This is a genomic window from Comamonas faecalis, assembly GCF_039538025.1.
Lineage (GTDB): Bacteria > Pseudomonadota > Gammaproteobacteria > Burkholderiales > Burkholderiaceae_C > Comamonas_C > Comamonas_C faecalis.
In genome coordinates this window covers 26,343-46,736 of record NZ_BAABBP010000019.1, presented here as the reverse complement: position 1 = coordinate 46,736, position 20,394 = coordinate 26,343, and the positions used below count along the sequence as shown (strand labels likewise).

The 20,394-nt window shown below is 64.8% G+C and carries 20 protein-coding genes; 7 read left to right on the top strand and 13 right to left on the bottom strand.

The window, feature by feature from the left end; genetic code table 11:
* Positions 1-4 precede the first annotated feature (4 nt).
* Positions 5-241 carry an I78 family peptidase inhibitor gene (locus ABD767_RS11295; protein WP_344869687.1) on the bottom strand — a complete coding sequence of 79 codons (237 nt, stop codon included), beginning with the start codon at positions 239-241 and terminating at the stop codon, positions 5-7.
* A gap of 109 nt (positions 242-350) precedes the next feature.
* Complete coding sequence (locus tag ABD767_RS11290; protein ID WP_344869686.1) at positions 351-1,484, bottom strand: SPOR domain-containing protein; 1,134 nt, start codon at positions 1,482-1,484, stop codon at positions 351-353.
* A 625-nt stretch (positions 1,485-2,109) separates the two neighbouring features.
* On the opposite strand from ABD767_RS11290, the gene ABD767_RS11285 reads away from it, so the two are divergent.
* A complete protein-coding gene (locus ABD767_RS11285; RefSeq protein ID WP_103044428.1) occupies positions 2,110-3,321 on the top strand; it encodes an MFS transporter in 1,212 nt (403 codons plus the stop codon).
* 33 nt (positions 3,322-3,354) lie between these two features.
* On the opposite strand, the gene ABD767_RS11280 is transcribed toward ABD767_RS11285, so the two are convergent.
* The 6 genes from ABD767_RS11280 to ABD767_RS11255 all read right to left on the bottom strand — a co-directional run bounded on the left by ABD767_RS11280 (position 3,355) and on the right by ABD767_RS11255 (position 9,159).
* On the bottom strand, positions 3,355-4,419 hold the full coding sequence (locus ABD767_RS11280) for an SLAC1 family transporter (protein ID WP_103044429.1): 1,065 nt from the start codon (positions 4,417-4,419) through the stop codon (positions 3,355-3,357).
* Positions 4,416-4,781 (bottom strand): hypothetical protein, encoded by a 366-nt coding sequence (locus tag ABD767_RS11275; RefSeq protein WP_103044430.1) that lies wholly within the window; start codon positions 4,779-4,781, stop codon positions 4,416-4,418. Before ABD767_RS11275 ends, ABD767_RS11280 begins: the two co-directional genes overlap by 4 nt.
* A 154-nt stretch (positions 4,782-4,935) precedes the next feature.
* The gene (locus tag ABD767_RS11270) at positions 4,936-6,219 is read right to left on the bottom strand and encodes a TRAP transporter large permease subunit (protein WP_103044431.1); all 1,284 of its coding nucleotides are present in this window, start codon (positions 6,217-6,219) and stop codon (positions 4,936-4,938) included.
* Positions 6,216-6,926 (bottom strand): TRAP transporter small permease subunit, encoded by a 711-nt coding sequence (locus ABD767_RS11265; protein WP_103044432.1) that lies wholly within the window; start codon positions 6,924-6,926, stop codon positions 6,216-6,218. The genes ABD767_RS11270 and ABD767_RS11265 overlap by 4 nt, the downstream gene beginning before the upstream one ends.
* Positions 6,927-7,019: 93 nt before the next feature.
* Positions 7,020-8,027 carry a DctP family TRAP transporter solute-binding subunit gene (locus ABD767_RS11260; RefSeq protein ID WP_103044433.1) on the bottom strand — a complete coding sequence of 336 codons (1,008 nt, stop codon included), beginning with the start codon at positions 8,025-8,027 and terminating at the stop codon, positions 7,020-7,022.
* 124 nt (positions 8,028-8,151) lie between these two features.
* Entirely contained in the window at positions 8,152-9,159 is a 1,008-nt protein-coding gene (locus ABD767_RS11255) for a DctP family TRAP transporter solute-binding subunit (protein WP_103044434.1), read from the bottom strand.
* 153 nt (positions 9,160-9,312) lie between these two features.
* Here ABD767_RS11255 and pilB point away from each other — a divergent pair, with 153 nt between their 5' ends.
* From pilB to ABD767_RS11225, 6 genes are all read left to right on the top strand, one after another.
* Positions 9,313-11,049, top strand: a complete 1,737-nt coding sequence (gene pilB / locus ABD767_RS11250) for a type IV-A pilus assembly ATPase PilB (protein ID WP_103044435.1) — start codon at positions 9,313-9,315, stop codon at positions 11,047-11,049.
* A gap of 16 nt (positions 11,050-11,065) precedes the next feature.
* The gene (locus ABD767_RS11245) at positions 11,066-12,283 is read left to right on the top strand and encodes a type II secretion system F family protein (RefSeq protein ID WP_103044436.1); all 1,218 of its coding nucleotides are present in this window, start codon (positions 11,066-11,068) and stop codon (positions 12,281-12,283) included.
* 3 nt (positions 12,284-12,286) lie between these two features.
* Complete coding sequence (locus ABD767_RS11240; protein WP_103044437.1) at positions 12,287-13,162, top strand: prepilin peptidase; 876 nt, start codon at positions 12,287-12,289, stop codon at positions 13,160-13,162.
* Positions 13,163-13,165: 3 nt separating this feature from the next.
* Positions 13,166-13,804, top strand: a complete 639-nt coding sequence (gene coaE, locus ABD767_RS11235) for a dephospho-CoA kinase (RefSeq protein ID WP_103044438.1) — start codon at positions 13,166-13,168, stop codon at positions 13,802-13,804.
* A 152-nt stretch (positions 13,805-13,956) separates the two neighbouring features.
* Entirely contained in the window at positions 13,957-14,718 is a 762-nt protein-coding gene (gene zapD, locus ABD767_RS11230; RefSeq protein ID WP_103044454.1) for a cell division protein ZapD, read from the top strand.
* Between the two features lie 11 nt (positions 14,719-14,729).
* Positions 14,730-14,957, top strand: a complete 228-nt coding sequence (locus ABD767_RS11225; protein WP_103044455.1) for a DNA gyrase inhibitor YacG — start codon at positions 14,730-14,732, stop codon at positions 14,955-14,957.
* Here ABD767_RS11225 and ABD767_RS11220 read toward each other — a convergent pair.
* From ABD767_RS11220 to ABD767_RS11200, 5 genes are all read right to left on the bottom strand, one after another.
* Positions 14,942-15,235 carry a DUF1330 domain-containing protein gene (locus tag ABD767_RS11220; RefSeq protein WP_103044439.1) on the bottom strand — a complete coding sequence of 98 codons (294 nt, stop codon included), beginning with the start codon at positions 15,233-15,235 and terminating at the stop codon, positions 14,942-14,944. The two genes, ABD767_RS11225 and ABD767_RS11220, sit on opposite strands and share 16 nt — an antisense overlap.
* A 98-nt stretch (positions 15,236-15,333) precedes the next feature.
* Positions 15,334-16,032 carry an ATP-binding cassette domain-containing protein gene (locus ABD767_RS11215; RefSeq protein WP_103044440.1) on the bottom strand — a complete coding sequence of 233 codons (699 nt, stop codon included), beginning with the start codon at positions 16,030-16,032 and terminating at the stop codon, positions 15,334-15,336.
* Positions 16,029-17,858 carry an ABC transporter permease subunit gene (locus ABD767_RS11210; protein WP_103044441.1) on the bottom strand — a complete coding sequence of 610 codons (1,830 nt, stop codon included), beginning with the start codon at positions 17,856-17,858 and terminating at the stop codon, positions 16,029-16,031. Before ABD767_RS11210 ends, ABD767_RS11215 begins: the two co-directional genes overlap by 4 nt.
* Before the next feature lie 15 nt (positions 17,859-17,873).
* Positions 17,874-18,749: an ABC transporter permease subunit gene (locus tag ABD767_RS11205; protein ID WP_103044442.1), complete on the bottom strand. Its 876-nt coding sequence runs from the start codon at positions 18,747-18,749 to the stop codon at positions 17,874-17,876.
* A gap of 145 nt (positions 18,750-18,894) precedes the next feature.
* Positions 18,895-20,244 carry an ABC transporter substrate-binding protein gene (locus ABD767_RS11200; protein ID WP_103044443.1) on the bottom strand — a complete coding sequence of 450 codons (1,350 nt, stop codon included), beginning with the start codon at positions 20,242-20,244 and terminating at the stop codon, positions 18,895-18,897.
* Between the last annotated feature and the right edge of the window lie 150 nt (positions 20,245-20,394).

Genomic DNA, 20,394 nt, shown 5'->3' with positions numbered 1-20,394 from the left:
AGCGTCAGCCGCAGCGCGCGGAGATCACCACGCCGGTGGCGTTGACTCCCAGGTTCAGCCGCTCGGCATCGAACTCCAGCGTCACCACCTGGCCCGGGTGCAGCACGCGCGCCATGCGCGCGCCGGCGCGCACCCTCGCCTGCTCGATCACCTGCCCCGTCGCGCTCTTGCCCACCGCCCACTGCGCAGCCTGTGCGTCGCACACGCCGCCCACCGGCGCGGTGCTGGTACCAATAGGCACCGGTTTTTTCGGTGGTGCAAGCGACGAACATCCCGCCAATCCCAGGGCCGCCAATGCGGCCACTGCCCACAATCTGCTACGCATACGCTTCCATCCTTTCATCTTCAGCTCACCCGCCAGCGGCCGCCTCGACTACCGGCTGGGCATCCAGTCCCATCGCCTGCAGGGTGCGCACCGCGTCGCTGGCCTGCGCCGCCGAGCCGAAAGGCCCCACGCGCAGCCGCTGCAGCCGCCGGCCGTCGCTGCGCGCCACGGCCTGCACCTGTACCGGCAGACCCGCCTGCTGCAGCCGCTCACGCGCCCTTCGCACATTGTCCGGGTCGGCAAACAGGCCCACGTTGACGTACAGCCGGCGCGACGCGGGCGCGGCGGTAGTGATGGTGGTAGCGGGCGCGCGGTCTGCCGCCTTTTTCGTCACCGCCCTGGCCGGGGCCGGCTCCTGATCTGCTGCACGCACGGGCAGGGCCACCGCTGGCACCTGCTGCGCGCCAGGCTCGGCGCCGGCCTGGCTCGCAACGGCGGCCTCAGTGTCGGCCGGCACAAGCGGCTCGGCTGGCAGCGGCTGCGATGACGTGCTTTCCGTCAGCGCCACTTCGGGGACTGCGGCCGGTTGCTGCGGCAGCGGCTCCAACGATGGCGCAGACACCCCCCCTGCGTCCGGCGCCGCCACCGGGCTTTGCCCATAAACCCGCCAGCCAATCGCTGCTGCGCCAGCCAGCACCGCGATGCTGCACACACCCACCACGGCGCCCCAGCGGCGGCCGCTGGCCTGCCCGCGCAGCAGCTGCAGCGCATCGCTCACCGTGGAAGCGGCGGTCACCGCCGCGTCGATTCGCCGGCGCACCTGGGCATGCACCAGTGCGTCGCCATACAGGCCGCACGCCGCGCACAGCAAAAGCAACATAGCCAGCACTACGCCAGCCAGCATGGGCAGTGGCAGTTGCGGCCACAGGCGCGGCGCGGCCCACGCCAGGGCAGCCAGCGCCAGCAAGGCCAACAGGCCCAGCGCCGCTTCGCGCCACAGGCGGCGAAACACCAGCCACGGCAGCGGCAGCAGCGCCGCGGCCCAGTTCCAGCCGGCCAGCACCCGGCCCACCGCATCCTGGCGCTCAAAGGCCGGCAGGTAATGCCGCACGGCCCTGTCGGCCAGCGCGGCCTGGTACAGCAGGGGGGCGATGTTGGCGGCCCGGGGCTCGCGCGCACGCGTCTGGAGCGAGTCGGCGGTGTCGTGCGGGGCTTGCATGTGCGCCATTCTGGCATGCGGCCTGCGCGCCACAGCGCACACCGCGGGCGCTCCAGGCGCGGGGCGCGACACGCCCGCCATGCCCTGGCTGAGAAGAAGCAAAAAAGCCGCTGGCGACGAGGGATCGCCAGCGGCTGTCTGCAATCGTGGTAGGCCGTGCTGGGCTCGAACCAGCGACCAAAGGATTATGCGTGCCACTTCGGCTTTCGCCGCCCGTTTCCGGTTCGTGGCCTGGACTCTGTCTTGCCTTTCGGCCTTCCCGTCGAGTCTCTACACGTTCCCCCTGCCGGGGGCTTCGCTCGGCGTTGGCATAGCGTTTGCACGCCTTAGCGTTCACCGAATTTGAGAAGTTCTACTTCAAGGCAGAGTGAACTTACCTTGAGCAACCCATGCAGTCCATTCCATGCCGCGGCCATCGGCCACGGGTTAGGGATGCACCCGCCAAGTCCTCTGCTCTAACCAACTGAGCTAACGGCCCACAGCCGCGCATTATTGCATGCTGAAAAGACGACCCGCGCCTTGCGGTATCGATGTCCGGACCTGGAATGCAGCACAGGCCGCAATGGCCCCAATACCAGACCACCAGCACCATAAACGCGTCTCGTAGACAATCAGCGCCTTCCCTATGGCACCTCCCGACGAAAACTTCTCTCTGCGCCGCATGGCGCTGCCCGCGTTTGGCCCCTCGCTGATGTTCGGCCTGTGCGAGGGCACCATCCTGCCGGTGCTGGCGTTGAGCGCCCGCGCACTGGGCGCCAGCCTTGCCGAGGCGGGCCTGATCGTGGCCTTGATCGGCCTGGGCTCGCTGCTGGCCAATCTGCCGGCGGCAGCCATCACCACGCGTTTTGGCGAGCGGCGCGCCATGGTCGGCGCCGCGGTGTTCTGCGCGCTGGGGCTCATCCTGTGCCTTGCAGCGTCCAGCGTCTGGCTGCTGGGCGTGGGGGTGTTGATGGTGGGCCTGGCGCGCGCTGTGTTCATGCTGGCGCGCCAGACTTTTCTGGTCGAGGCGGCGCCCCCCCACCTGCGCGCACGCGCGATGGCCATGCTCGGCGGCGTGCACCGCATCGGCATGTTCGCCGGGCCTTTCCTGGGCGCGGCGTGCATCCACTGGCTGGGACTTTCCGGCGCCTATTGGGCAGCGCTGGCGGTCACGCTGGCCACGGGCGCGCTGTCGCTGCTGGTGCCCGACCTGGTCGTGGATCGCCCGGCCGGCAGTGCGCCGGAGCAGGCGCCAGCCGCGCTGCAATTGCTCAGAACCCACGCACGCACCCTATTCACGCTGGGCGTGGCCACGTCGCTGGTGGCCGCCATCCGCGCCTGCCGCCAGGTGGTGATTCCGCTGTGGGCCAGCCACATCGGGCTCGATGCCGCCACCACTTCGCTGATCTACGGCCTGATGGGCGCGGTCGACATGCTGCTGTTCTACCCGGCCGGCCAGGTGATGGACAAGCGCGGGCGCCTGGCGGTCACGCTGCCCAGCATGCTGATCATGGGCACCAGCCTGCTGGCCATGCCGCTGTCCAGCGGTTTTGCCAGCCTGCTGGCCGCCAGCATGCTGCTGGGCGTGGGCAACGGTATTGGCGCGGGCATCGTGCTGACCATTGGCGCCGACGCCTCGCCCGCCGTCGGACGCACGCAATTCCTGGGGATCTGGCGGCTGATCACCGACGTCGGCAACGGCGGCGGGCCACTACTGCTGTCGGGCCTGACCGCGCTGATCACGCTGGCAGGCGGCATTGCCGCCATCGGCGGCCTGGGCTTTGTCGCCGCCTGGATGTTCTGGCGCTGGCTGCCGCACGGCAGCCCGGTGCAGGCCACCGTGCTGCGCCGTCGATAGCTCCGCCCTGCGCCGTTAGAACGTATTTACGATCTACATGCTCAGCCGCAGCAGCCGCCGGAGCATGCCGGCAAAGGTCAGCAGCCAGGCCAGCAGCGCCACGCCCCAGAAGTACGGGGGCAGGCCCTGCAAAAAGGCGAATTCCATCGCCTGGCTCATCTGCCAGGTGCAGGCGGCGTACATGCCCAGCGGAAATACCGCGCCCCAGTACAGCGGGTCATAGCGCAGCGGAAAGCGCTGCAGCCCGTGGCGCCACACTCCCAGCAGCAGCAGCATCGGGATCCACCAGGTGCCGGTCGCCCAGTACAGCAGCGTGAAGCCCTTCAGAAACGGCAGCAGCGACACAAGATAGGGCGCATGCGGAGCGTTCTCGATCAGCAGCGATCCGGCCAGCGTGGAGATGGCCATCGCACCCATGTTGATCCAGTACGGCGGCGACAGGTCGCCCGGCGCCAGGCGGAAAAAGGTGTAACGGTAGAAGATCAGCGACATCAGCCAGATGTAGAGCATGCCGCCCCACAGCCACATCGACAGCGCGAGCAGATTCAGCTCCAGGCGCAGCGGCTGGCCGATGCGCGCAGCCAGCAGGCAGCTGCCCACGGCGACCGACTGCGTGGCCACCACGGCCAGCAGCCAGGCGCCGGTGATGCCCCGATCCAGCGCCGGCTTGTGGCGCTTGACCGTGAGCACCGCGAAGATGGTGTAGGTCAGCACCAACCAGAACACCGCGGTCAGCAGCCACAGCACGAAGCCGGCGCGCACGCTGCCCAGTTGCACCATGGCCTGGCTGGCCAGGATGCCGGTGGCGGCCACCAGCGTGAAATACGCCGGGCCGCGCGCATGGTCGCCCAGGTCGGCCCAGAAGCGCCGCGGGTACAACGCGGCGCGCAGAACGTAGAGCACGCACAGCACCGCGTACTGCACGCCGTTGAGCCACAGCAGCAGGCGCGCCGGCCAGGCGTGGCCCAGCATGTGCGCGCCCAGCGCGACGATGCCCGTGGCCATGACCAGGCCGAAATACGCGGGCGAGAGATCGGCCAGCGCCAGGCGCCAGCGCGCCAGCAGCGGCCCGTGCTCTGGCGCGGCAGCGGTCGTCATGCGCCCTCCCCCGGCTGCGCGCACGCCTGAACCACGGGCGCGGATCTGCGCAGGCCGTAATAGAAAATCCAGGCCGCGACGAAGTAGACCAAGGGATAGGCCAGCACCCAGGCCAGCAGCGACGCGAAGGCGGCCAGCGTCAGCGGCCCCACCCACAGCACGCGTACCACGGCCAGGCACAGCGCCACGGTGTACAGCAGCAACGCGGCATAGGCGCACATGGTCGCCGCCCACAGCACGGGCCGAGCACGTGCGGAAACACATTGCAGGGCGCCACTGCGCAACTGGCGCGCAATGCGCAGTAGCCGGCCCACGCTCAGCGCAAGGATCAGCGGAAAAAGCAGCAGCGGAAGAATGAACATGGGATGGTGGTGGCGGTGTGGCCAGCCGCAAACTGTAATGCGATTGTTTTACCCCGCGCAGAAAGAAGGCGGCGGTGCAGGCGCCCGCCGCGCGCCAATAAAAAAACCTGCAGTGTCGCCACAGCAGGTTCGTCCGCTTGGCACGCAAGAGCGTCTACATCATGCCCAGCGTGCGCGGCAGCCACAGCGACAGGCCGGGCCAGTAGGTGACCAGCACCAGGAAGCCCAGCATGGCCAGCAGCCAGGGCCAGACGGCGACGGTCAGCTCGGTGATGCCCATCTTGGTAATGCCCGAGGCAACGTACAGGTTCAGCCCCACCGGCGGGTGGCACATGCCGACCTCCATGTTCACCACCATCAGGATGCCCAGGTGGATGGGGTCGATGCCCAACTGCATCGCGATCGGGAACAGGATGGGCGCGAAGATCAGCATGATCGACGACGGCTCCATGAAGTTGCCCGCCATCAGCAGGATGACGTTCACCGCCAGCAGGAAGGTGATCGGCCCCAGGCCGTGGCCCAGCATCCAGTCGGCCATGGCCTGCGGGATGTTCTCGTTGGTCATGATGAAGCTGAACAGCACCGCGTTGGTGATGATGTACAGCAGCATCGCGCTCATGTTGGCCGAGTTCAGCAGCACCTTGGGCACGTCCTTGAGGCCCATGTCCTTGTAGATGAAGACCGCGACGAAGAAGGCATAGACCGCGCTCATCGCCGCCGCCTCGGTGGGCGTGAAGATGCCAGCGTAGATGCCGCCCATGACGACGATGATCAGGAACAGGCCCCAGGCGGACTTGCGAAATGCGTCCCAGCGCTGCGCCCACGACGCCTTGGGCAGGCGTGGGTAGTTGTTCTTGCGCGCGCGCCACCAGGTCACCAGGCCAAGCACCATGGCCAGCACCAGGCCCGGCACCACGCCGGCCATGAACAGCGCACCGACCGAGGTGTTGGTGGCCACTGCATACATCACCATCACGATGGACGGCGGGATCAGGATGCCCAGCGCCCCCGAGGTGGTGATGACGCCCGCGCCAAAGCGCTTGGGGAACCCCGCCTTGACCATCGCCGGCAGCAGGATGGAGCCGATCGCCACCACGGTCGCCGGGCTGGAGCCCGACACCGCCGCGAACAGCGCGCAGGCCACCACGCCGCCCAGGCCCAGGCCGCCATACCAGTGGCCGACCATGGCAGTGGCGAAATTGATCATGCGCCGCGCCACGCCGCCGTGGGTGAGGAAGTTGCCCGCCAGGATGAAGAACGGGATCGCCATGATCTCGAACTTCTCGATGCCGGTGAACAGCTTCAATGCCACCGATTCCAGCGGCACGTCGGTGAAACCGAACAGAAAGGTGAGTACCGTCAGGCCCAGCGAGATGGACACCGGCATGCCGGTGAGCATCAGCGTCGCGAGAATGACGAAAATGATCAGTGCATTCATGACCGGTCCTTGCCTTCCTTGTCGTTGCGCCGAATCTCGTCGGGGTGCAGGTCGTCACGCATGCCGTAGGGGTCGAACTCTCCGGATTCGGTGAAACCGGGTGCCACGTTGGGCTCCTCGTCGTCGTCCAGCCCATCGACGTGGCCGTGGTCGTGGTGCGGCAACTCTCCGGTGCGGATGAAGCCCACCATCACCTGCAGAAAGCGAAAGCACATCAGGCCGCTGCCCAGCGGAATGGCGCTGTAGACGATCCAGGTGGGCCACTCCAGGTCGGGTGTGGTCGGGCCTTCGATCAGCTCGCTCACGTCCGCGCCCACCAGGTCGAAGAAGGCGTAGTGCGCGCCGTTGTCCCAGACGAAGGTGGCGCCCATGATGGCGACGACGCCGGTGAACAAGGCGCCGGCGGCCATGCCGAAGATGATGAACTTGCCGCGCAGGTCGGCTCCCATTCGGTTGATGACCACGTCCACGCCGACGTGGATGCCAGTGCGCACGCCGTAGGCGGCGCCGAACTTGGCCATCCAGACGAACATGATGATGGTCAGCTCCTGAGCCCAGGTCAGGTTCAGCGACAGCAGCCAGTCCTGCAGCCCGGGAATGGCGTAGCCGGCGGCGTAGCGGTGCAGCACGGCTACGAAGACGATGAGCGTGGCAGCGCCCATCAGGAAGGTGATCAGCCACTCTTCCAGGTGGTCGAGAATTTTCATGGGATACCCCAATGCAAGACGGATGCACCCGCTGGCCGGCCGGCGTCGCGGCCGGCCAGCAGGCGCTCGGCACTACTCGGACGCGGTCGCGCCTTATTGCTTGGACGGATCGAAGCCCGTGGCTTCGTAGACGTCCTGGATGGTTTCCTTGCCGATGCGGCTGGCCATCTTCTGGTGCACCGGGATCAAGGCCTTCTTCAGCGCGGCACGCTCCTCGGGCGTCGGGGTGTAGATCTCGGTCTTGCCGCTCTTCCTCACCTCGTCCAGCGCACGGTCGTTCTCATCCTGCGCGATCTGGTTGGCGTAGGCAGTGGCCTGGCGCATCGCGTCTTCCAGCTGGCCGCGCACGTCGGCTGGCAGGCCGTCCCAGAACTTCTTGTTGACGATGACCGCATAACCCAGGTAGCCGTGCTTGGTCAGCGACAGGTGTTTCTGCACCTCGTGCATCTTCTGCGTATAGAAGTTGGACGGCGGATTCTCGGTGGCATCGACCACGCCGGTCTGCAGCGCCTGGTAGGTCTCGCCAAAGGCGATCACCTGCGGAATGCCGCCCAGCGCGCGGATTTCCTCTTCAAGCACCTTGGACGACTGGATGCGGTACTTCAGGCCCTTGTAGTCGGCCACGGCGTGCAGCGGCTTGCTGGCCGAGAAGTCCTTGAACCCGTTGTCCCAGTACGCCAGGCCGATGATGCCGCGCTTCTCCAGCTTCTTGAACAGCTTGGCGCCGACGGGGCCGGTCGTGACCTTGTGCAGGTCGTCGCGGCTGTCGAAGATGTAGGGCAGGTCGAAGACCTCGAAGTCCTTGACACCCAGCGGGCCGAACTTGGCCAGCGACGGCGCCAGCATCTGGACGGAGCCGAGCTGCAGCGCCTCCATCTCCTCCTTGTCCTTGTACAGCGCGCTGTTGGCGTAGACCTCGACCTTGACCTTGCCCTGCGTCAGCTCCTCGGCCTTCTTGGCGAAGAACTCGGACGCCTTGCCCTTGGGCGTGTCGTGCGCCACGACGTGGCTGAACTTGATCACGATCTGCGCATGGGCGGCCAGGCTGGCGCCAAAGGCCAGCACGGCGCAGGCCAGGATTTTCTTGACGGGAAATTGCATGGGGAGTCTCCTCGGATCACAGTGAAAAACGCTGCGCACTGTAGTCAATCGCAACAACAGCGGTAACTGTGGCGTTCCACAGCTAGGGTTTACCCGATGGATGCTTCAGAACGTGCCGACGTTCTCAACCCAACTGCGCCTGCACGCGCTGCAGCCACGCCGCGCCGATGCGCTGCACCAACCCCTGGTGCACCGGCCGCAGCGCCTGCTGCAGGCGCTGGCGCTGCGCCCTACTCAGGTCGTGAATGCGCGTGGCGCCACTGGCATGCAGCGCGGCCAGCGCCGCGTCGTTTTCGCGCTGTGCAATCGCATTGCCCCATTGCAGCGCCTCGTCGAGCGCACGCGCCACCAGCGCGCGGTCGGTCGAAGCCAGAAACCGCCAGAAACGCTGGTTGGCCACGACCGCATAACCCAGCCAGCCATGGCCTGTCAGGCTCAGGTCGATCTGCACCTCGTGCATGCGCTGGGTCCAGAAGTTGGAGATGGGGTTTTCCGTGCCGTCGACCACATCCAGCGCCAGCGCCCGGTAGGCCTCGCCAAAGGACAGCACCACCGGGTGCGCGCCCAGCACCCGCATCTGGTGCGCAATGACGCGCGAGGCCTGGATGCGCATGCGCAGGCCAATGAAGTCCTGCGGCGCCAGCAGCGCACGGTTGGCGCTCATGTGCTTGAAGCCGTTGTCCAGATAGCCCAGTCCGACCAGCCCCTGGCGCGACAACCCCGCCAGCAGCTCGCGCCCCAATGCGCCCTGGGTGATGCGGTGCACCTGCTGCGCGGTGGCAAAGAGAAACGGCAGGTCAAACAGCTCGAACTCCGGAAAGCCGACGGGGCCGAACTTGGACAGCGACGGCGCCAGCATGTCGACCGCGCCCAGCTGCAGTGCCTGCATTTCGTCGGCGTCGCCGTACAGCAGCGAATTGGGATAGACCTGCACACGGATGCGTCCGCCGCTGGCGCGGGCGACGTTGTCGCGAAAGCGCTCCAGCGCCAGGCCCTTGGGCGTCTGGCGCGCCACGACGTGCGACAGGCGGATCGTGATCGATCCATCCTGCTGCGCCCAGGCGGGCACCGCCGCCAGGGCCAGCGCCTGCAGGCAACGGCGGCGGTCAAGCCGGGAATCAGCCAGGGACATCACGCGCGCAGAAAAATTGGATACGGACACCAGCAGTCGGCAACCGCGCGCCGGCGTGGCAAAGCCACGACGCCCGGCCCCCGTGCCCCTCTTGGGATCAACGTGGCGATGATAGGATAGGTGGCGCTTTTCTTACGCCCTATTACATTCCTCATGGCCGCCACCGCACCCTCGCCCAAGCCTCCGGCTCACGTCGCGCTGCCGAGCCTGGCGCGTACCCTGATGTCCGTCGGCAAGCTGGATCAGAAGACGGCCGAGGATCTCTACAAGAAATCGCTGGCCGGCAAAACCGACTTCATCGAGGAGTTGCTGGGCTCGCAGGCCATCTCGGCCACCGACCTGGCGCACACGCTCTCGGGCGTGTTCGGCGCGCCACTGCTGGACATCGACGCCATCGACCCGCTGCGGCTGTCCAGGGATCTGCTCGACAACAAGCTGTGCAAGGCCTACAAGGTCATTGCGCTGCACAAGCGCAGCAACCGCCTGATCGTGGCCACCGCAGACCCGACCAACCAGGAAGCGGCCGAGAAAATCAAGTTCACTACCCAAATGGGCGTCGACTGGGTGGTCGCCGAACACGACAAGCTGATCAAGGTGGTCGATGCGGTCACGAAGAGCGCCAGTGACGCGCTCGAGGGCATCAACAGCACCGGCGACTTCGAGTTCAACGACATCCCGATCGAAGAAAGCGAAGACGACAAGGATCAGGCCGACACCGAGGTCGAAGATGCGCCGGTCGTGCGTTTTCTGCACAAGATGCTGCTCGATGCGGTGCACATGCGCGCCTCGGATCTGCACTTCGAGCCTTACGAGCATTACTACCGGGTGCGCTTTCGCGTCGACGGCGAGCTGCAGGAGATCACTACGCCGCCGACGGCGATCAAGGAAAAACTTGCCTCGCGCATCAAGGTGATCTCGCGCCTGGACATCTCCGAGAAGCGCGTCCCGCAGGACGGGCGCATGAAGCTCAAGGTCGGCGCCGACCGCGTCATCGACTTCCGCGTCAGCACGCTGCCTACTCTGTTCGGCGAGAAGATCGTGATCCGTATCCTCGACCCCAGCAGCGCCAAGATGGGCATCGACGCACTGGGCTACGAGCCCGAGGAAAAAGAACGCCTGCTCACCGCGGTCAACCGCCCCTACGGGATGATTCTGGTCACCGGGCCGACCGGCTCGGGCAAGACCGTCTCGCTCTACACCTGCCTGAACATCCTGAACAAGCCAGGCGTCAACATCGCCACGGCCGAAGATCCTTCCGAAATCAACCTGCCCGGGGTCAACCAGGTCAACGTCAACGAAAAGGCGGGGCTGACCTTTGCCGTGGCCCTGAAGGCCTTTCTGCGCCAGGATCCGGACATCATCATGGTCGGCGAAATCCGCGACCTGGAGACGGCCGACATCTCGATCAAGGCGGCGCAGACCGGCCACCTGGTTCTGTCCACGCTGCACACCAACGACGCGCCGACCACGCTCACGCGCATGCGCAACATGGGTGTTGCGCCCTTCAACATCGCCTCCAGCGTCATCCTGATCACGGCGCAGCGCCTGGCCCGGCGCCTGTGCCCCCAGTGCAAGGAGCCGGCCGACATTCCGCACGAGAACCTGCTGGAGGCGGGCTACAAGGAGGACGAGATCGACGGCTCATGGGTCACCTACCGCCCCGTGGGCTGCAGCGCGTGCAACAACGGCTACAAGGGGCGTGTCGGCATCTACCAGGTCATGCCGATCACCGAAGAGATCCAGCGCATCATTTTGCGCGACGGCAGCGCACTGGACATCGCCAAGCAGGCGCGCCTGGAGGGCGTGCGCTCGCTGCGCGAATCGGGCCTGCACAAGGCCAAGGTCGGGCTGACTTCGCTGGAAGAAGTGCTTGCCGTGACCAACGAATAAATCAGGGAGTTGTGCAATGGCAACCATCGCGTCCAAAAGCATCAAGGACTTCGTCTTCGAGTGGCAGGGCAAGGACAGGAGCGGAAAAATCGTCCATGGCGAGCTGCGCGCCGTGGGCGAAAACCAGGTTCGTGCCACGCTGCGCCGCCAGGGCGTGCTGCCCACCAGAATCAAGAAACGGCGCATGCGCGCGGGCAAGAAGATCAAGCCCAAGGACATCGCGCTGTTCACGCGCCAGATGGCCACGATGATGAAGGCGGGCGTGCCGCTGTTGCAGGCCTTCGACATCGTCGGGCGCGGCAACACCAATCCCAGCGTCACCAAGCTGCTCAACGACATCCGCACCGACGTGGAGACCGGCACCGCGCTGAACTCGGCGTTTCGCAAATACCCGCTGTACTTCGACAGCCTGTACTGCAACCTGGTCGAAGCGGGCGAGGCCGCCGGCATTCTGGAGACGTTGCTCGACCGGCTGGCCGTCTACATGGAGAAGACCGAGTCGATCAAGGCCAAGATCCGCTCGGCGCTGATGTACCCGATCTCGGTCATCATCGTCGCCTTCATCGTGGTCACCGTGATCATGATTTTCGTGATCCCGGCGTTCAAGGAGGTCTTCACCTCGTTCGGCGCCGACCTGCCCGCGCCCACGCTGTTCGTGATGGCCATCAGCGAATTCTTCGTGAGCTACTGGTGGATCATCTTCGGCGTGATCGGCGGGGGCTTCTACTTCTTCATGCAGGCCTGGAAGCGCAGCGAGAAAGTGCAGCGCTTCATGGACAGGCTGCTGCTGAAAGTGCCCGTCTTCGGCAAGCTGGTCGAGAAATCGGTCATCGCGCGCTGGACCCGCACGCTGTCGACCATGTTCGCCGCCGGCGTGCCGCTGGTCGAGGCACTCGACTCGGTAGGCGGCGCCGCGGGCAACTCGGTCTATCAGATCGCCACCGAGAAGATCCAGCAGGAGGTCTCCACCGGCACCAGCCTCACGGCCGCCATGGGCAACGCCAACGTCTTCCCCTCGATGGTGCTGCAGATGAGCGCCATCGGCGAGGAGTCAGGCTCGCTGGATCACATGCTGGGCAAGGCCGCAGACTTCTACGAGGAAGAGGTCGACGAGATGGTCGCCGGCCTGTCCAGCCTGATGGAGCCCATCATCATCGTCTTTCTGGGCACCCTCATCGGCGGCATCGTGGTGTCGATGTACCTGCCCATCTTCAAGCTCGGTCAGGTGGTCTGAGCGATGACGGGATCCGCGCAATGGGACGCCGCGCTGGTCGGCGTCCTCGGCCTGCTGATCGGCAGTTTTCTCAACGTCGTCATCCACCGCCTGCCGCGCATGATGCAGCAGCAGTGGCAGGACGAATGCCACCGCTACGCCATCGAGCAAGGCCTGCTGCCCGCCACGGCCGCGCCGCCCGCCGCGCAGGCGTTCAACCTGAGCCGGCCGCGCTCGCACTGCCCGCACTGCAGCCATGCGCTGCGCTGGTACGAGAACATCCCGGTGCTGAGCTACCTGGCACTGCGCGGGCGCTGCGCCGGCTGCCACGCCCGCATCAGCCCACGCTACCCGCTGGTGGAGCTGGCCACCGGCCTGCTGTTCTACGCCGCTGCGCTGCGCTGGGGCATCAGCGCAACGGCGGCCTGCTGGTGCATCTTCGCCGCGATCCTGATGGCGCTGGCCTGGATCGACTGGGACACGACGCTGCTGCCCGACGACCTGACGCTGCCGCTGCTGTGGGCCGGGCTGATCGCCGCAGCGCTGCAGTACAGCGGCACGCCGCTACTCGACTCGGTGGCCGGCGCTGCGGCCGGCTACCTGTCGCTGTGGTCGGTCTACTGGGCCTTCAAGCTGGCCACGGGCAAGGAGGGCATGGGCTATGGCGACTTCAAGCTGTTTGCCGCGCTCGGTGCCTGGTTCGGCTGGCAGGCGCTGGTGCCCATCATCCTGATCGCCTCGGTCTGCGGCGCAATGGTGGGCATCGGCATGAAGCTCTCGCGCCAGTTGCGCGAAGGCAAATACGTGCCGTTCGGCCCCTTCCTCGCGCTGGGTGGCCTGTGCGCAATGCTGTGGGGACCTGATCGCCTGCTGCACGGCGTTCTGTCGCTGCTGGGATAAGCCATGGCAACTGCACACACCGCATCATCCCAAAAACGCCACAGCTTCCACCTGGGCGTGACCGGCGGCATTGGCAGCGGCAAGAGCACGTTTGCCGCGCTGCTGGCGCGTCATGGTGCGGCGCATGTAGACGCCGACGCGCTCTCGCGCGCCACGACGGCCGCCGGCGGCAGCGCCATTGCCGCCATCCGCGCGCAGTTTGGCGACGACTTCATCGACGCCGGCGGCGCGCTGGATCGCGAGCGCATGCGCGCGCTGGTCTTTGCCGAGCCCCTGGCGCGCAACCGGCTGCAGGCCATCATCCATCCGCTGGTCGGCGAAGCGATCGCACGGGCCACCGCGCAGGCCGAGCATTCCGGCAAACGCCTTATCGCTCTCGACCTTCCGCTGCTGACCGAATCCAGCCACTGGCCGGCCCGGCTCGACGCGGTGCTCGTCGTCGACTGCCAGGAAAGCACCCAGATCGAGCGCGTGCGGGTGCGCAGCGGGCTGCAGCCGCAGGCCGTCGAAGCCATCATGGCCGCGCAAAGCAGCCGCGCCGTGCGCTGCATGGCTGCCGACTGGGTCGTGTACAACGACGGCTTGTCGCTGCAGCAGCTCGAAGCACTGGCCGCCCAGGTAGCCACATCGCTGGGCGCGTGATCGCCGCCCCAGCCCTGCGGCGGCAGCCGCACGCCACCGGCGGGATGCAAACGCTGACACAAAGGTTTTGAATCGCCCCAGCCGCGTCCCGGATAATGCAGAAGTACCGTGTGCCAGGGCCAGCACATCGGACCAACCAGGAAAATGCCAGCGTGATCCTCTACGAATACCCCTTCAATGAACGCCTGAGAACCTATCTGCGGCTGGAGCACCTGTTTCGCAGGCTGGGGGAGTTGATGGCACGCAGCGCGGCGCTGGATCACCATTTCGCGCTGGTCACGATTTTCGAGGTCATGGACGTCGCCGCGCGCGCCGACCTCAAGTCCGACGTGCTCAAAGACCTGGACAAGCACCGCCAGCAGCTGGCCAGCTACCGCGGCAACCCGTCGATCTCCGAAGCCGCGCTCGACGAGATCATGGGCCAGATCGACCACTGCTTCTCCACGCTGAACACCCAAAGCGGCAAGGCGGGCCATGCCTTGACCGACAACGAGTGGTTGATGTCGATCCGCAGCCGGGTCGGCATTCCGGGCGGCACTTGCGGCTTCGACTTGCCGTCGTACTACGCCTGGCAGCACCACAGCACCGAGCAACGCCAGCAGGACATCGAAGGCTGGGTGCAGCACCTGGCCCCGCTGGCCGAGTCCATCGACCTGTTGCTGCGCCTGCTGCGCGACGCGGGTCTGCCGCAGAAAATGGTGGCCCACCATGGCCAGTTCCAGCAGAACCTGCCCCAGGGGCGCAGCTTCCAGCTGCTGCGCCTGCGCATCGACCCGGCGCTGGGCCTGATCCCGGAGATCAGCGGCAACCGCCTGATCGTCTCGGTACGCCTGATGCAGGTTGACCCCCAGGACAGCGGCAAACTGATGGCCAGCACCGACGACGCCAGTTTCGAGCTCACACTGTGCGGATGATCCGGCCGACCATGCCTGCCACCAACCGTACCAACCGCCCCACCCAGCCACGGCCCGCCACGCGCACCGTGGCCTGCCCCACTTGCGGCGGCCCCAGCATCTACGACAGCAGCAACGCCTGGCGCCCGTTTTGCAGCCAGCGCTGCCGCCAGATCGACCTGGGCGCCTGGGCGCACGAAGACTTTCGCCTGCCGGGCGAAAACCCGCCCACCGCCGTGCCGGGTCAGGGCGACGCGTAGACCACCAGCACCACGTCGGCCGCCCGCTGACGCAGCGCAACCAGCGCTTGGTAGGCCGGCGACGCAAACCAGCCCCGTGCCGCTTCCACTGACGGAAAACCGATGGTGACGATGTCGCTGTGCTCTTCATACCCGCCAAGCGTTGCCACCGCCTCGCCGCGAAACAGCAATTCGGCGCCCCATGGCGACAGCGTGTCCGGCACCTTGCTGCGGTATTCGGCCCACAGCGCAGCATCCTTGACGGTGATGCGCCCGACGACATAGGCCTGCTGTGCCATGGTCTCCTCCTTGGCTCAAAACGATGGCGGCCCATGCAGGGCCGCCGAACAAAAGTGGAGCCAGCTTCCTTGCCCGCTGGCGCCACGATAAAACCGCGTCATACCCCCAGATAGCGCTGGATGATCTCGGGGTGTTTCTTCAGATCCGCGGCCGAGCTTTCGTGCGCCATGTGGCCGTTGTTGAGGATGTAGACGCGCTGGGCCAGAGCCAGCGTTGCCGCCAGGTTCTGCTCGATCAGCACGATGGTCTGCCCCGCCTGCGACAGCTCGCGGCAGATGCGCACCAGATCCTTGACGATGACCGGCGCCAGCCCTTCGAAGGGCTCGTCGAGCAGGATGATCTTGGGGTCGCGCACCAGCGCGCGGGCAATGGCCAGCATCTGCTGCTCGCCGCCGGACAGGTCGGTTCCGCGGCTGCGGCAGCGGTCGCGCAGGCGCGGAAACATCTCGTAGATGCGCGCCAGCGGCCATTTGTTCTCGGCCGTCAGGCCCGCCAGGATGATGTTCTCCTCCACGGTCAGGCTGCCGAACACGCGGCGCTCCTCGTGCACCAGTTGCATGCCGACGCGGGCAATCGCATGCGCCTTCTTGCCGGCCAGCTCCATGCCGTCGAGCTTGACGCTGCCGCTGCGCGGCTTGACGACGCCCATCAGGCTCTTGAAGGTGGTGGACTTGCCCGCGCCGTTGCGCCCCAGCAGCGCCACCACCTCGTGCTTTTCCACGTGCATGCCCACGTCGAACAGAATGTGGCTGTCACCGTAATAGCTGTTCAGCCCTTGTACTTCCAGCAGACTCATACGATCTCCTCGCCGTACACGCCACCCAGGTAGGCCTCCTGGACCATGGGATTGGCTTTGATTTCATCGGGCGTGCCCTCGACCAGCAGACGGCCTTCCTGCAGGACGGTGACTTTCTCCACCAACTCGAACAGCGCATCCATGTCATGGTCGATGACGACCAACGTGCGGCCATGGGCAATGGATTTGAGCAGCGCCACGGTCTCCACGCGCTCCTGCGGGCTCATGCCAGCCAGCGGTTCATCGAGCAGCAGCAGGCTGGGCGAGGTAGCCAGCGCCAGGCCGATCTCCAGACGACGCTTTTCGCCGTAGGCCAGTTCGGAGACCGGGGAGTCCAGGCGCTGGGTCAGATTCACCAGTTGTGCCGTCTGCTCCACCAGCCGCCCCAGCTTGGGCACCTTGTGCAGGCTTCTGAACAGGTCGGCCTTGAACTTGCCGCGCAGTTCGCCGAGCGCCGCAATCATCAGGTTCTGGCGCACCGTGAGCTTCTCGAACAGCTGGTTGATCTGGTAGCTCTTGGTCAGCCCCATCTGGCAGGCGTCGATCACGCTCATGCCGGTAATGTCCTTGCCGTCGAACACGATGCGCCCCGCCGTGGGCTCGACCTCGCAGGTCAGCATCTTGAAGAAGGTGCTCTTGCCCGCGCCATTGGGACCGATGATGCCGCGGATCTCGCCGTGATTGACGGTGAAGTCGATGTCGCTGTTGGCGAACAGGCCGCCATAGCGCTTGGTCAGGCCGGTGGCCTGCAGAATCGGGCCGCTCTTGCTGACCGTCGCCTTGGAGGCGACCACTGCGGGGCGTGCCGTCACAGCAGGCACCGGAGCGCTGGCCACTGGCGCCGGCTGCGATTTGCGCTTGAACGCCATGTGGTACAGATCGGCAATCGCGCCGGCCAGGCCGCGGCGCAGGAACACCACGAGCAGCACGAACACGATGCCCAGCACCAGCCTCCAGGACGCGCCCAGGTTCAGCACGGTCTGGAAGAAGTCGCTCAGGTACAGCCACACCAGCGCGCCCAGCAGCGGGCCGAACAAGGTGCCCGCGCCGCCAATGGCCGTCTGCATGACGATCTCGCCCGAAGTGTGGAACATGAAGGCGTCCGGCGGCATGAAGCCCTGCATCAGGCCCAGCAGCCCGCCGCCAAAACCGGCATACATGGCAGCGATGATGAACACCACCAGCTTGTAGCTGTGAATGTTGTGGCCCAGTGCCTCGGCGCGCATCGGGTTCTCGCGGATGGCGCGCAAGACCAGGCCGAACGGCGAACGCACGATGCGCAGCGCAATCACGATGGCGACGAAATACCAGAACGCGAAGAACACGTACATCGCCATGTTGCTGGTGAACTCAATGTTGAAGAAACCCAGATCCAGGTTGGGCTGCGGAACACCGGGCAGGCCATTTTCACCCCCGGTGAACTCCGACAGCGGGTTGAACTCCACGAAGAAGAACACCTCTGCGATCGCCACCGTGATCATCGCGAAGTAGATGCCGGTACGCCGCAGTGCAATCAGGCCAATCACATAGCCGATGGCGCCAGCGAACACGGTGCCCAGCAAGATGGCGGCAATCGTGTTGGTGAACGAGGTCTGCGTGAGCAGATAGGCTGCAAACATGCCTCCCGAGCCAAAGAACGCCGACTGGCCGAACGACAGCAGGCCGGTATAGCCAAACAGCAGGTCAAAGCCGATGCCGACCAGGCCCCAGATCAGGATGCGGTTGATCGTCGCCGGAGAAAAACCCAGGTGCGGCAACACGAAGGGGGCGAGTACCAGCGCAATCAGCGTCAGGGTCTCGACGAGGAACGGGCGTTGTCTTGTCATTGTTGCTCCCTGCTATCAATTGCGGCCAACGCTGCCCATCAGTCCGCGCGGGCGCAACACCAGTACCAGCGTCATCGCAACGAACAGCATCACGTAGGAATACGCCGGATTGACCATCGAGGTCAGGCTGATGATTTCGCCGGCAATCAGGCCGCCCAGGATGGCGCCCGGGAACGAGCCAACGCCACCGATCACGACCACCACGAAGGTCTGAACCAGAATGGCGTCGCCCACGTCGGGGGCAACCGACACCACGGGTGCATTCACGATTCCGGCAAACCCGGCCGCCATCGCGCCGATGCCGAAGACCAGCATGAAGATGCGGTAGACGTTGATTCCCAGCGAGTCGACCATCACCGCGTCTTCGATGCCGGCGCGCACGATCATGCCGATGCGCGTGCGGTACAGCACCCAGTACAGCACGAACAGAGCCACGGCGATGATGGCCAGCAGACCGATGCGGTAGGTGGGATAGACCATGAAGCCCAGGTCGGTAATCCCCATCAGCGGCGCCGGCGGCGGCACGGTCTTGGACAGCGAACCAAAGAAGAAACGCACCAGTTCGACGAACACGATGCCCAGGCCGAAGGTGACGAGCAATTGGTCTTCGTCCGGCCGCGAATAGAAATGCCGGATGATGAGCTGCTCGGTCAATATACCGACCAGCATGACGAACAACGCCCCGGCAATCACCGCGACGATGAAAGAGTTGGTATAGGTGAACGCCATCCAGCCAGCGTAGCCACCCAGCATGAACATGGCGCCATGCGCCAGGTTGAGCACGCCCAGCGTGCCATAAATGATCGTCAGGCCAGACGAAATCAGCGCCAGAAGCGCTCCCAACACCAGCCCGTTGAACAATTGCGATATGAAATTGGCCCAGTTAATCACGCTGACCTGCCTTCATCGTTGATCGATGGAAATTTTTTCCGGCGCAAAACCACCTCCCGGCCTTGCGACCAGGGATGGAATTACACAGAAAATACAAGGAAGGAATCCCGGGCGGGTTATTTACCCCACCCGGGTTGCGCATCACTCAGGTGTAATCACCCAGCTTGCAGCCAAAGGCGTCAGGCGCCTGGATGACCTTGTCGCCCGGGACGATCTCGACGACTTCCCAGAAATCCTCGGGATTCTTCATGTCCTTCTTGGCCTTGCCGCGGACGATGATGACTGGCCGGACATATTGATGATCCTGGGGGCGGTAATGGAAATCGCCCAGTAAATGGGGAATGGCATCGCCCTTTTCCCACTGCTTGATCACGTCGGGCGGATAGAAACTATTGGCCTCGGTCACCATGCGTGCCCAGTGCGCAAAGCTCATATAGCCATTCTCTGCACCCCATTCGGGACGATAGCCATATTTTTTCTGGAATGTTTCGACAAACATTTTGGCCAACGGGTACTGGTCTTCCAGTGTCCACCAGAAGTCGGTTGCAGAAAAAACGCCTTCACTGATGTCCACACCCGCCTCACGCGCAAAGAACGGAATCTGATAGGGCAGCACGAGCGTCATTTTTGGCAGTAAGCCAAACTGTTTGGCCTGTTGGCTCGACAGCGCAGCGTCACGCCCCCAGTTGACGTTAACCAAGAACTCGGCGCCCGAGTTGGCAATATTGGTCAAATACTGGCTGAAATCCTGCGTACCAAACGGAGAAACCTGGTTGGTCACCATGGTCCAGCCGCCCTGCTCGACCAGGAATTTGCGCATGGATTCAGTGGTCGTATGGCCGTAGGTGTAATCCGGCGTCATGAATGCGGCCTTGCGATTCTTGCCAAATTGCTTGACCAAAACCGGACCCAGCGCATTGGCCGTCATTTCGGCATAAACGCCCTGACGGAATCCATAACGCACACAATCCTTGCCCGTGGTGTCATTTGACCCTGAAATACCAGCCATATAGAGGATTTTTTCGCGTTGCGCGAATTTATTCATTGCCACAGCCACGGCCGACGAAGTCGAGCCGATCATCGCAATGACTTTGTGCTGGTTGATGAATGTCTGCTCAACCTGCAATGCCTGGTTCGGTTTGGCTGCCGAGTCGGCCGACAAGAAACCGACCTTCTTACCCAGAACACCATTATTGATTTTAGGAGCCAGCTTCTTCATCAATTCATGGTTGGTATTGATGTGCTCGATGGCCAGCTCCATGCCCTTGCGCTCGTCCTCGCCCTGAACGGCATAACTGCCCGTCAATGGCACGGCAGCACCGATATAGACCGTATCGCCCTGCGATCCCGCGGGCCAGGTTCCCATGGCGGGTTTGTCCTGTGCAAATGCAATGCGCATGCCGCCAAAGCTGACGAATGCGGCACCAGCGCCCATTTGCAATGCATCGCGGCGCGAGATCAGCGTCGCCTCCTTGGTGGATTTAGCGTGTGACATGTGTCTCCTTATATGGTCTTTGATCCCGGACAAACCGGGCGGCACCCGTGGGTTGCAAACTCATCTTGATGACGCGAGGTTGGCTGCCGGCCACAGGGCCAAACCGACACCCCAGACATCGAACACGTCGCCTCAACGGCGTGCAAGCAT